The organism is Massilia genomosp. 1 (genome assembly GCF_011682185.1).
GTDB classification, from domain to species: Bacteria; Pseudomonadota; Gammaproteobacteria; order Burkholderiales; family Burkholderiaceae_D; genus Telluria_A; species Telluria_A rubra.
Window position 1 is genome coordinate 90,923 of the sequence record NZ_WHJF01000010.1, and the last position, 11,944, is coordinate 102,866.

Annotated in this window: 11 protein-coding genes; 2 read left to right on the forward strand and 9 right to left on the reverse strand. The window is 59.3% G+C overall.

Annotated features, from left to right (window positions below; translation table 11 throughout):
* Window positions 1-20 precede the first annotated feature (20 nt).
* The 5 genes from F1735_RS06055 to F1735_RS06075 form a co-directional block, all read right to left on the reverse strand.
* Window positions 21-2,342: a methyl-accepting chemotaxis protein gene (locus F1735_RS06055; protein ID WP_229505647.1), complete on the reverse strand. Its 2,322-nt coding sequence runs from the start codon at window positions 2,340-2,342 to the stop codon at window positions 21-23.
* 44 nt (window positions 2,343-2,386) lie between these two features.
* Window positions 2,387-2,920, reverse strand: a complete 534-nt coding sequence (locus tag F1735_RS06060; protein WP_368737892.1) for a chemotaxis protein CheW — start codon at window positions 2,918-2,920, stop codon at window positions 2,387-2,389.
* A gap of 3 nt (window positions 2,921-2,923) precedes the next feature.
* Window positions 2,924-3,295 (reverse strand): response regulator, encoded by a 372-nt coding sequence (locus F1735_RS06065; RefSeq protein WP_166871988.1) that lies wholly within the window; start codon window positions 3,293-3,295, stop codon window positions 2,924-2,926.
* A 15-nt stretch (window positions 3,296-3,310) separates the two neighbouring features.
* The gene (locus tag F1735_RS06070) at window positions 3,311-3,712 is read right to left on the reverse strand and encodes a response regulator (protein ID WP_126076625.1); all 402 of its coding nucleotides are present in this window, start codon (window positions 3,710-3,712) and stop codon (window positions 3,311-3,313) included.
* 105 nt (window positions 3,713-3,817) lie between these two features.
* Window positions 3,818-3,970 (reverse strand): rubredoxin, encoded by a 153-nt coding sequence (locus F1735_RS06075; protein WP_054268606.1) that lies wholly within the window; start codon window positions 3,968-3,970, stop codon window positions 3,818-3,820.
* Window positions 3,971-4,078: 108 nt separating this feature from the next.
* Here F1735_RS06075 and thiD point away from each other — a divergent pair, with 108 nt between their 5' ends.
* Together thiD and hemL are read left to right on the forward strand one after the other, a co-directional pair.
* Window positions 4,079-4,915: a bifunctional hydroxymethylpyrimidine kinase/phosphomethylpyrimidine kinase gene (gene thiD, locus F1735_RS06080; protein WP_167236088.1), complete on the forward strand. Its 837-nt coding sequence runs from the start codon at window positions 4,079-4,081 to the stop codon at window positions 4,913-4,915.
* Window positions 4,912-6,201, forward strand: a complete 1,290-nt coding sequence (gene hemL, locus F1735_RS06085) for a glutamate-1-semialdehyde 2,1-aminomutase (protein ID WP_167236089.1) — start codon at window positions 4,912-4,914, stop codon at window positions 6,199-6,201. The genes thiD and hemL overlap by 4 nt, the downstream gene beginning before the upstream one ends.
* 394 nt (window positions 6,202-6,595) lie before the next feature.
* Here hemL and F1735_RS06090 read toward each other — a convergent pair whose 3' ends face one another.
* The 4 genes from F1735_RS06090 to F1735_RS06105 all read right to left on the reverse strand — a co-directional run bounded on the left by F1735_RS06090 (window position 6,596) and on the right by F1735_RS06105 (window position 11,709).
* Complete coding sequence (locus F1735_RS06090; protein ID WP_167236090.1) at window positions 6,596-7,954, reverse strand: hypothetical protein; 1,359 nt, start codon at window positions 7,952-7,954, stop codon at window positions 6,596-6,598.
* 504 nt (window positions 7,955-8,458) lie between these two features.
* A complete protein-coding gene (locus F1735_RS06095) occupies window positions 8,459-9,433 on the reverse strand; it encodes a hypothetical protein (protein WP_167236091.1) in 975 nt (324 codons plus the stop codon).
* 26 nt (window positions 9,434-9,459) lie between these two features.
* Entirely contained in the window at window positions 9,460-11,238 is a 1,779-nt protein-coding gene (locus F1735_RS06100; protein ID WP_167236092.1) for a PAAR-like domain-containing protein, read from the reverse strand.
* 12 nt (window positions 11,239-11,250) lie between these two features.
* Window positions 11,251-11,709, reverse strand: a complete 459-nt coding sequence (locus tag F1735_RS06105) for a hypothetical protein (protein ID WP_167236093.1) — start codon at window positions 11,707-11,709, stop codon at window positions 11,251-11,253.
* Window positions 11,710-11,944: the final 235 nt, after the last annotated feature.

An 11,944-nucleotide genomic window follows, 5' to 3' on the forward strand; every position in this document is an offset into this window, starting at 1 on the left:
TTGATAAATCAACCGGGTTCTCAAGCCACCACGCGGAAGCGCGATACCGAGTTTTTCAGTTCCTGCGCCAGCAGCGACAGCTGGCGAATAGATTGGGCGGTTTGTTGCGTACCGTCCTGGGTATTTTCGGTCACCGACAGGATGTGCTGAATGTTGTGCGCCACATCATTCGCCGATGTCGCCTGCAGCTCGGTTGCAAACGAAATGCCCTGAATCAGTTCCGCAAGACGGTTCGAAACGCGCGAAATGTCGGACAGTGCGGCACCCGCGGCATCGGACAGCCTGGCTCCCTCGACCACACCCTGCGTCGATTTTTCCATAGCGGCCACCGCGTCGTGGGTATCGGTCTGAATGGTACGCACCAGCGCGCCGATCTGTTTTGCCGCTTCCGCCGAACGTTCCGCCAGTCGCTGGACCTCTTCCGCAACCACCGAGAAGCCGCGACCCGCTTCGCCGGCCGATGCCGCCTGAATCGCCGCGTTCAGCGCCAGTACGTTGGTCTGTTCGGTAATGTCGGAAATCAGTTCCGTGATCTCGCCAATCTCCTGGGACGATTCGCCCAGTCGCTTGATTCGTTTCGAGGTTTCCTGGATCTGCTCGCGAATTTCGTGCATACCCTTGATCGAGTTTTCCACCGCCGTCGAACCTTGCAATGCCGCCGCAACCGACTGGCGCGCAACCTCTGCCGATTCATTCGCCGACTTCGATACGTCGGTAATTTCGTTCGCCATTTTCAGAACCGTCTCGGACGCTTCCTGAATCTCGCGCGACTGCTGTTCGGTCGCCGCCAGCAGGTCGGTCGAAATATTCTGTGCGTTGGTCGATGCCGACGTAACCTGTTCGGCCGTCGTCGTGACGCGTTCCACCAGCCCGCGCAGCTCTTCCACCGTATAGTTAACCGAGTCGGCAATCGCGCCGGTAATGTCTTCCGACACCGTTGCGTGTACGGTCAAGTCACCATCGGCCACTTCCTGAAGTTCGTTCATCAGGCGCAAAATAGCTGCCTGGTTCTGGTCGTTGGTCGCTTTCGCTTCTTCTTCCTTGGTCTGCGCCAGCTGGCGCATCGATTCCGCTTCCTGGCGACGCACATCGGCGCCGCGAGCCCGGGTACGCGAGTCTTGCAGCATGACGCGGGCGATACTGACGCCGACGCCCAGCGTGAACATGGTGGCCAGGGCCATTACCCAGAACCAGACGTTGTTCGAATCCTGCTCGTTACGAAAGCCCACCTGCACCTTGGTCAGCAGCGATTTGAATTCTTCGTTTTCGTAGAAGATCGACTGTTCGGCGCCCTTGGCGGCTGTGAATTTCGGCAGGTTGTCGAGGATCGAAGCGACCAGTTTCTGGTAGGTGTCGAATTTCGACTTGATCAGTTCGAGCTTGACGCGCAGTTCCGCATCCTTCGTTGCCGCCAGTTGCATCGCCTCGTTCCCGTTCAGGAAGCCTTCGACCGTGGTACGGAAGGTCGTGGTGTCGCGGCCCAGCTGGAACGCGGTTTCAGGACGAATACCGCCGGAGGTCAGGAACTCGCTGGCGCTGCGCGAGAGGCGCTGGGTGAGCATCATCAACCGGCCGATCGCCGCCAGTTCACGGGGCGTGCCGCCGCGCTGGACTTTGTCGTTGAGCAGTTCTTCGGTCATCGTCAACAGCTCTGGCGAGAGGGTGTCGAGCTGGCGCAGGGTCTTTTCAAAGCCCGTCAATTCCGGCTTCATGCGCATGATGGTGCCGGCGGCGTTGTCGGTGCTGACCCACTTGGTTTTCGCCGCGCTGATCAAGCGGTTCATGCTGGCCGGTGGGGTCGGCAGCTGGACGCCGCCGATCTTGCCGCCGCGCTGGAGCGCGTCCAGGTCGGCCTTGAGCTGGCCACGGCTTTGCTCGAGCTGCACGAACGCTTCCTGGTTACCCTGGATCGCGTTAGGCGCCGCTTTACCGATACGCTGGGAGTGCATCAGGGCGTCCGACGCGATCTGCGTCTGGGCCGATGCGTCGGAGCTACTGGCCGCGTTGCGCCACAGCGCCACCACGGTGACCAGAATACCGGCCACGAACACCATCAGCAAGATACGCAGCTGGCGCGGCAACGACAAATGGCCGATCAGCGGCAGGCGCGCTTCGACCTCGCCGTCGTCATCGTCGTCGCGTCGCTTGCGGCCCATGATATTGGCCAGGCGCAGCTCGTCGTGCTGATCGAGTTCGGCGCGATGGCTGTCGTCGATCACGTTCTGCGCGCCGGCCAGCGCCGGCGCATCGTCCTTGTTCAAGGCCGCAGCCTCCAGGTCGGGACCGAATTCAGTATCCGGTACCGGCTCACCCTTTGGCGTACTCTTCCATGCAAATCCCATTCCAGCTCCCAGTTTCTTAAGGTATGGCCACTTATGACTGCGGCTTAAAATCCAACGTGCAAAAACCGCGCATCGGTGACGAGGGCCGCCAGGTCGAGCGGGATCCATTCGTTCGCGTCGGTATCGCGTAATCTGTCGCCGGTGACTTCCATGTCACCGGCGTGGCGCAGGCCGTACACGCGGGCCACCAGCAGGCCGCAGTTAAAGCCCAGGTGGGTGGCCAGGGTGACGATCCGGCTGTCCGGGCCGGCCACCGTTTCGGAGCCTCCCTGGAAGCGCGCGAAATCGATCAACCCAACCAGATTGCCCCGGATATTGGCCAGGCCCAGGTACCACGGCTGCGTCAGCGGCACCACCGTCACCGGCGGCACCGGCACGATTTCGCCGGCCTGGGTGAGGTCGAGCAGGAAGCGCTCGGCGCCGATCAAGACCCCCAGCTGGTTGACGCGCGCGCCACTGTTGGTACGGGCCGCCTGCATGCGTTCGAGCAGCTGCACCTGGTACTGGCGCAGGCGGGTGCGGCGGCCGGCGCCATCGGTAGGCGCGGAGGCGACTGGGGCGAAATCGACGTCGCTCACGGTTTAGGCGCCGCCGAGGGCGGCGATCTTCGCCAGCAGCAGTTCGGCGTCGACCGGCTTGACCATGTAGTCGCGCGCGCCCTGGCGCAGGCCCCAGACACGGTCGGTTTCCTGGTTCTTGCTGCTGCAGATGATGATCGGCACGTCGCCCAGCTCAGGGTCGCGCGCGATGGTGCGGGTAACCTGGAAGCCGTTCGCGCCAGGCATGACCACGTCCATCAGGATCAGTTCAGGTTTGTCGTCCTTGATCTTGAGCAGCGCTTCCTCGCCGTTTTCGGCGGTGGTCACGGTGAAGCCGGCTTTGACCAGGATGTCGGTCAGGTAGTAACGCTCGGTCGGGGAATCGTCAACGATCAGGATTTTTTGTATGGCCACGGGAGGCTCCAGTAATTATTTTGAAACGGTATCGGCAGTGTGCTCGCGCACCGCGCTAAGCAGACTGTCTTTGCTAAAAGGTTTGGTCAGGTAGGCGGAGGAACCGACCATCAGGCCGCGCGCCCGGTCGAACAGGCCGTCTTTCGACGACAGCATCAACACCGGGGTGGCGTGAAAACGCGCACTGCGCTTGATCAGCGCGCAGGTCTGGTAGCCATCCAGGCGCGGCATCAGGATGTCGCAGAAGATCAGCGACGGATGATGGTCGTTGATCTTGGCCAGGGCATCGAAGCCATCTTCGGCCAGCACCACCTGATAGCCCGCCTGGGTGAGGAAAATCTCGGCCGAACGACGAATCGTGCTGCTGTCGTCGATCACCATGATTTTCAGTACGTTCGGTTGCGGCAATGTCGTCATATTCAGTTTCACTCGGCATGAGCATGAACGATATCATAGGGCAACCCTTTTGTCCCCTTAATGTTGCGGCTGATCAACATGTGTCGGCAATAAGCCTCATGCCAATCAGATAACTGTCATTTCGAAGTCATCTTTACGGGCGCCGCACTCGGGGCAGGTCCAATTCATGGGCACATCGGCCCAGCGGGTGCCGGGGGCGATGCCTTCTTCGGGGATGCCGGCGGCTTCGTCGTAGACCCAGCCGCAGATCAGGCACATCCAGGTCTGGAAAGCGGCGCCTGCTGCGCCGGTTGATTCATTGCTGCTCACGTTGGACTACCCTTCTATCTAGTAAAATGCCGAATCAGGCATCTTAATCTACCGGCCGTGCAAATCCAAACTTCTCCTCTGATCTTAACGTTCGGCGTGTCCGACCCCATAGGCGCTACCGGCATCCAGGCCGACCTGGCGTGTTTTTCGGCCCTCGGCTGCCACGGCCTGTCGGTCATGACCGGCATTCTCATTTCCGACACCGCGCGGGTCGAAGACGTGCAGGAAGTCGACGCCGACTGGGTCTGCGACCAGGCCCGCGTGGTGCTCGAAGACATGCCGGTGGCGGCCTTCAAGGTGGGGGCGCTGACCAGCATCGAGCAAGCCTCGGCGATTGCCGAAATCGTCTCCGACTATCCGGACGTGCCGCTGATCCTCGACCCGTTCTTGTCGAGCCTGCCCGATTCGGGCCTGGCCGACGACGACATGCTCGGCGCGATCCGCCAGATCCTGGTGCCGCAGGCGACCGTGCTGCTGCTCACCCAGGTGGAACTGGCGCGCATGGCCGAGACCTGGCGCGACGGCGGCGGCGACATGCTCAAGGAAGACGTGCTGGAACTGACCGGCATGGGCTGCCAGTACGTGCTGGTCAAGTGTACCGGCACCAGCGGCACGGGCGCCGGGGCGCAGCTGGCCAACACCCTGTTCGACGAGAACGGCGTGATCGGCACCTTCAACTGGCAGCATTTTCCCGGCCCGTTTGTCGGCGCCGGCAGCACCTTGTCGGGCGCGCTGGCCGCGTTCCTGGCGCGCCAGTTCGAACCGATCGACGCCATCCAGGCGGCCCAGGAGTTCACCGTCGGCGCGCTGGCCAACGCGCAGCGCTTCGGCATGGGCAAGCTGGTGCCCAACAAATTTTTCGCCCACCCCATTTCCTTATCGAGCAAGCCATGACCACAGACTCCCTGAACAACACGCTGTTCGCGCGCGCCCAGAAAACCACTCCCGGCGGCGTCAATTCGCCGGTGCGCGCCTTTAAATCGGTGGGCGGCACGCCGCGCTTCATCACCCGCGCCGAAGGTCCCTACTTCTGGGACGCGGACGGCAAGCGCTATATCGACTACATCGGCTCGTGGGGGCCGGCCATCGTCGGCCACGCCCATCCGGACGTGGTCAAAGCGGTGCAGGACGCGGCCGCGCGCGGCCTGTCGTTCGGCGCCCCGACCGAAGGCGAAATCCTGATGGCCGAAGAAATCTGCCGCCTGGTGCCGTCGATCGAGCAGGTGCGGCTGGTCTCGTCCGGCACCGAGGCGACCATGAGCGCGCTGCGCCTGGCGCGCGGCGCCACCGGGCGCGACAAGATCGTCAAGTTCGAAGGCTGCTACCACGGCCACGCCGACTCGCTGCTGGTCAAGGCCGGCAGCGGCTTGCTGACTTTCGGTAACCCGACCTCGGCCGGCGTGCCGGAAGATTTTGTGAAGCACACCCTGGTGCTCGACTATAACAATGTGGCCCAGCTGGAAGACGCGTTCGCCTCGATGGGCGACACCATCGCCTGCGTGATCGTGGAACCGGTGGCCGGCAACATGAACCTGATCAAGGCCACGCCGGAGTTCCTGCGGGCCATGCGCGCGCTGTGTACCAAGCATGGCGCGGTCTTGATTTTCGACGAAGTCATGTGCGGCTTCCGCGTCGGGCTGGGCGGGGCGCAGGCGCTGTACGACATCGTGCCGGACCTGACCGCGCTGGGCAAGGTCATCGGCGGTGGAATGCCGGTGGCGGCCTTCGGCGGTCGCGCCGAACTGATGCAGAACATGGCGCCGATCGGGGCGGTGTACCAGGCCGGAACCTTGTCGGGCAATCCGGTGGCGGTGGCGGCCGGCATGACCACCCTCAAACTGATCCAGCAGCCGGGTTTCTACGAGAAGCTGACGGCGCAGACGGCAAAGCTGGCGGCCGGACTGGCGCAAGCGGCCAAGGAGGCGGGCGTGACTTTCTGCGCCGATGCGGTGGGCGGGATGTTCGGGATTTACTTCAGCGAAGAAGTGCCGGGCAGCTATGCCGAGATGATGGCGGGCGACAAAACGCGTTTCAATGCGTTTTTCCACGCGATGCTCGACGAAGGCGTGTACTTTGCGCCGGCCGCGTTCGAGGCGGGTTTTGTGTCGGCGCAGCACGATGACGCGGTGATCGAAGAAACCATCGCGGCGGCGCGCCGGGTGTTTGCCAAGCTGGCTTGAGAAGTTTCGGGCTATGCTGGTGGGCACGTCGTGCCGCAGCGGCCCCGCCCACCCGACGCTGATACATGCCCGACGTAGGGTGGGCAATTTTGCCCATCAGCGTACCCGCGCCGCGTCCCGGACTGTGCAGGTGGGCACTGGTGCCCACCCTACTTGCGCCAGCCGCGCCTTGGAAATACCAGACCGGGGAGAAGGCAGAGGCGACCTTCAGGGGCAGGGCCAAGGGTGGCCAAGCCCTCAATCGAGCTCGAGGTTGAGCAGTGCATTGCCGGCATCATGGCCGAATTGCGAGCGCACCATTGCGTCGCACCGATAAAAATGTGAACGCGGGCCTTGGGGCACCGTATGCGCTTGGCCAACAAGCTCGCGTCGCCCAATGGATAAAGTGCAGGGCTCAGCGCAATGCCTCTTCGACTAACACGCGCCGCAACCGCTCGATGGCGGCGCGTTGAACCCCGATCTGAGCCCGGGACGACAGTTTTAACTGCGGATAGGATAGACGGAGGAACTGGCAAGCCAGACTGCGCGTGGCCTGCGGCGCTGTTTCCAGCACGGCGACGGCAAATGCCGGTGTCAAGGCCTGCCCGGCCAGCGTACGCTGGCCGGGCGCCAGATGCGCCGTCGCATAGCGTGCGATTGCATCCATGTCTGGCAGCGGCAAATCATGATCGGCATCGACACGCGCGTCGCTTATTCCATCGTCTTCCGGCGCCAGCGGAGGCTCAGGCAAACTCAGCGCTGCCGATTCGAGATCAATGCCGGTGATGGTCTCCCATACCCAGCCCGCGTAACGGCAGGTGTCCGGGTTCGCCATGCGCGCGATTGCGTAAGGCAGGTATGCCGGGTCGCCGTGGCAGGCGATAAAGCGCAAGCCGATCCGCGCTGGCACGAAGTCCAGCAGCTCGGAAATTTTGTCGTGCCCAAGCGGGACCATTGTCGCCAGATTGCGCACCCAGCGCTGGAGCCTGCGTACAGCCTGGTGCCGGTACCAGCCTGTGGATTCGTTCACCGCAGTGACCTGACCGACCACGCACTGCCAGAGGGTGTTTGCGAGGTCGATGCCTTTTTCTTCGTCGACTTTGGCTTTCTGGCGGCCGAGCGCGTGGAGCGCGATGGATGCCTCGGCCCGGACAATAACGGCGGAATCGGCCAAGCATCGGGTCAATGCCACGTCAGGCGCGACACCGGGTGGCACTGTAGCAGCAAAACGGCATGCAGCCGTACGGACATGGCTATCCGGGCTGTCCAGAAAATGCTCGATCGGTTGGCCGAGCAAACCCGCAGCATCGGTGTCGACCAGTGCCGCCGCCCGTAATGCCGCTACTTGCTGGATAATTTCACTATTGGTGCCGGTCCATTGGCGGATGATTGCCGCTGCGTGCACCGGCGCTTGCCAGGCGAGAGCGCTGATAACGCCGCGTAGCAGTTCATCTGGACGTTGGCGAATCTGCATCAGCAATGCATCGATCGCCGCAGCGTCGCCCAAGGTAAATGCCTGATGAGCGCAAACGAACGCATCCGCAGGCTTTCGCCACCGTTCCAGGGATGCCAGGCACGGTCCCCAGCCGTCAGGGCCGGCCACCTTCAAGCCTTCGAGATGGGCGTCGAGCATGTCCCCAAACCGGGCCACAGTATCCAAACTCAGGCGTGGGGCATTGATGGAGGCATCAATCAACCCCCAATAAAACGCAGCATCTTCGCTATGCCGTCGAATAAGTGGAGCAATGATCCTGGGAATGGACAGGGTAGTCATGAATTGGCCGACGGGTAAATGTGCTTAGTCATAGGGAGAAACCAAAGTAGACCATTTCTGGCCGTCGAAGCTCTTGACAGAATAGGGATTCGCGATGGCTGATGAGATAATTACGGTTCAGTACCTGACGATGCAGGAGAAGCATTCTCGTCCACAGTTTTGCACGAAAACGCGACATCTTCACTAAACCCTCGGATAATTGAACAACAATGCCAGGGCTTTATAGGGCAGCCCTGAATCGGCCGATGGGTAGGTGCGCTTATTCATGCAGAAAAACCAATTTGGACGATTGCTGAAAATCGAATTTCATGACTGATTTCAGGCGCTAAATCCGGAGCGGTGAGGGCGCGCTAATCGGCAAATGGGCTCGGCATTCTGGCTCATTCGCGGTTAACTAGCCGGCATTAGGCCTGTAGTACGACGCTGCTAGCTTGTTGCCAACGTAATGCCCGAAAAAAACGGGAATCGGCAACGTCGTCAGACGTGCATCACCCGCCTGTGAGCTTAGTCAATATAGGGCGACACAAGATCAGTCCATTTTTGACCATCGAAGCTCATGACTGAATCCAGGCTCGCGATGGCAAGTAAGCCATCGAAAGCGTCCATATGCCCGGCAATCGGGACGATTTTCCCTTCGTGCTCGACAGGAATGAGTTTGTTGCGATGCCACTGGCGGAATTGATAATCGGAGGATAACCAAAGCCGGTTCTGGAACCACAACACATCATTCCAATGAATACTAGAGGTACCTTGGTAGATCGATTTCCAGGTCGATTTTTCGCCCACCCACAGACTTCCACCTTCGCCAGAGATGTAAACGTTGCCGTCGCCCGCACAAGTCACAGTAGCAAGTTGCACATTGCTGGGAAAGCCCATCTGACGCCATTGCGTGCCGTCATAGTGCCACACATCGCCATGGCCCCCGACTGCATACATGTCGGAGGGGGAAAACGCGTCTAGATCACGGAAACCTAGATTCGTGGAAGGCTCGACCGTCGGGAAACCATCTTGAAATGGCACCCATTTTCCGGCTTCAACGCGCTTGTATATACAACGGCAAGCACCAACCGAATACGTAGTTCCTTCAATACACTTAAGTTTCTCAGGGAACGGGGACATGCCAGGCGCAATATGCTCCATCGGACCATTCCCATTGCCACGCGGCCAAACATCGCCATTTCTGTTTTTTGAAGCGACCAAGCCGGTGGGGTGCGAAAATGGCGCACGCGATACACCGACAACCGGTAACGTCATCCCTTCTAACTCTTGGAAACCACAATTGTCTCCGGCTGGGAATTCAGTGAACAGGCCGATAATGCGCGTAGGGATGTCTGCATCGAACATCAATGATGCCTCACGCTGAGGGATATCCTTTCTAGCACATATTTTCAACACGCCTTTTTCTTGAATTGCCAAGTCGACGATTACAAACCCTTCGAATACTTCGACCCAACGTTCTTTATCTAAAAATGGTGCCAAAATTAACTCCTTATAAGCTGAGGTGATTATTCTCGTCCAGTATTCGGCATTTTGACCGGCGTGGCATTTTTGTCCACCATCTTTGGACGGGTATTTTTGCAAGCCTGATAGTAGGCTTCCAATTGGGCCCGAATGCATTTTTTTGAACATTTCGAGAGCGGAAATGCTTTTTCATGAGAATCGGCTGCGCTGTCCAAAGCGTCACTCATGCTCATCGTACCATCGCCTGCTACTTTGCCTTTCTTATCCAACACGTTGTGTGCACGAGCAAGTTCATCATGTACACGACCATGGCTACCCATATGTTGGCTCGTCCCCTCAGCGCAGACTGTCGGCGCCGCATCGTGGTCATAGGCCGGACAGTCTGCCTTTACCGAAGCCCCCGATACCAGATGATGCCCAGTCTGACCGTCGCAGCACCCGCCATTATCGGATGGCTCCACCTTGTTTGGATGTTTTTTGGCGGTGACGCGAACGATACGCGTCTCTGGGTTGACTACTTCAATCGGCGGCTTCCCTTTCTGCTTAACTACTTCCTCAACGCGAAACGTGTTGCCCAATCCTTCCCCGGAATAGGGGACGAGATTGCACTTGCGGGCACGTGTGCAGTCATTCACCGTTGCCAGCATGTCTTGACCATCGCTTGCGAGGCGTTGGCCAATTTTAAGTTGTTCCTCGGGTTTTAGCTTCTTGAAATCGGCAAACCTTTGAGTCAAGCTTTTCAAATCGTCCAGCTTGGCTTTCAACACGTCGAGCTTCGCGAGCGATTCAGTGGCAACCTTCTTGATTTCCATAATGTCACCAACTGCCACGGCGGCGTCAACAACCGACCAAATTCCCATCAAGATGTTACCTACGGCCGGTACAGCGCTTCCGCCAGCCTGTTTTAACGCTGCCTTGCCAAGCCACTTCCCGGCCGCCTTGCCCGCCGCATCGGTCACCATTTCCTGCAGTTGCGATTTGAGTCCATTAAGAATGTTCAGTTCGCTCGGCAAACTTTCAAACACCTTTTCCATCTCTTTGGCATAAGCCACGCCTTCTTCCAGGCTGGGGATAGCAGTATCCAGACCATCACAATGATCGTCGGTCCAATGCCATCCATCCTTGTCGCGCACCTTTTCCTTTTCTTTGACGGGTGCCGTTTTTTTGCCGTCTTTGGGATTGTTTTTTTCCTTGTCGAGTTTGCTTTTGGCCTTCGCCGCTTTGGCTAGCTCCTTTCTGATTTTGCTTGCCTTTCTGGCGTCTTTGAGAAGTCCACCTAGCTTGCTTTTCCCCTTGATTTCTCTCTTCGCTTCCGACTCATCTTTTTCAGGCCGGCAAGCGCGTTTAATACGGTCTTGTTCGTCATCGCAAGCATGCCCTCCCCAGCTGCGCGACAAGTAGGGAAACAGCGGTGTATTGCTTGGCATTGACCCGTGATTGTGACTCACCATGTCGGTGTGCCTGGGCACCCCAAACCCTTCGAACACCACATCGAACGACCATTGCGTGAAATACGCTTTGCCAGTGATTACACTGGTAGCCACACCCTTGCCAAACGCCTGGGTCGCCGGTTCATTTCCGGTACTGGTTGCAAAATACGAATGATCTTCGATAGCACTTTCCTTGCCGCAGATGCGGATCGTGCTGGTGCCATTGGAAATGCTTTCAGCAAAACACGTATTTGGATAAGGAATGACGACCGGCCCGGCGGGCGGCCCCGCTGGACTCCAGCATGGATCGGGGAAAGCTTGTGGCGAGATACCGTCTTGACCGGCTGCTTTACACGCGATCTCCTGGTCGTTCGCATAAACGTGGGTTTGCATGAATTTTCCTGTCTATTTCGCGAGAGAAGAAGCTGTGCGGTGGCGTACGACCAGCGCCGAGCGCTGCCCGTCATCGCCAGCGAAATGGAGTAGTCCGGCGCTGCCAGGCCCTGTCGTGGTACGACCCATCAGCGCTGCCAGCCACGCGAGCGACAACAAGGGCGCAGCAGCGCCGGTTTCGCCCACGCTACGGGTAACGATCAGGTGCGGAAAATCAGACTTCTTGCGTTCCAGGCAGCGCGATAGTGCCAGATTAACTTCCTTGGCGTACCAGCCCTCGCCTGTCATCCCGCTGGCGTGGAAGTCGAGCGATGCGATTTCCGTACCGGCCGCTTGTGCTGCACTGCGGATCGCTTGGGTCAGGCCAAGTGCGCGGACAGGCAAATCGGATTCGAAGCGCCAGGGCTCTTGAGCGGTTGCGACCGCTTCAATCCACAGGCCTGGCGCGTCGCTCGCATCGCGACTGAGCAAGACCGCACCCGCTCCCTCGGCAGGAATAAAACCGTCAGCATTGTCCTTAGTGGAAATGCGCTCATCCGCGAGATACTGCTCAATCGCGCCAGCGTCGAGCAGAGAATCCGGAGCGTGTCAAACTATTTGAGACAGTATTTACAGATTGTTTAGGGAGCATTCTTCGGTCTGCTCGTTGGTGCCAATGTCCATTTTGGGCATGTTGATTCCGGCTTCGGTTGGCAGAGCCGGCGGT

Bases quoted from the DNA above. Each gene is read 5' to 3' on its own strand.
- hemL (WP_167236089.1), top strand. From the start codon at position 4,912: ATGACCACAGACTCCCTGAACAACACGCTGTTCGCGCGCGCCCAGAAA.
- F1735_RS06075 (WP_054268606.1), bottom strand. From the start codon at position 3,970: ATGTGCCTGATCTGCGGCTGGGTCTACGACGAAGCCGCCGGCATCCCC.
- F1735_RS06100 (WP_167236092.1), bottom strand. From the start codon at position 11,238: ATGCAAACCCACGTTTATGCGAACGACCAGGAGATCGCGTGTAAAGCA.
- F1735_RS06090 (WP_167236090.1), bottom strand. From the start codon at position 7,954: ATGACTACCCTGTCCATTCCCAGGATCATTGCTCCACTTATTCGACGG.
- F1735_RS06070 (WP_126076625.1), bottom strand. From the start codon at position 3,712: ATGACGACATTGCCGCAACCGAACGTACTGAAAATCATGGTGATCGAC.
- F1735_RS06055 (WP_229505647.1), bottom strand. From the start codon at position 2,342: ATGGGATTTGCATGGAAGAGTACGCCAAAGGGTGAGCCGGTACCGGAT.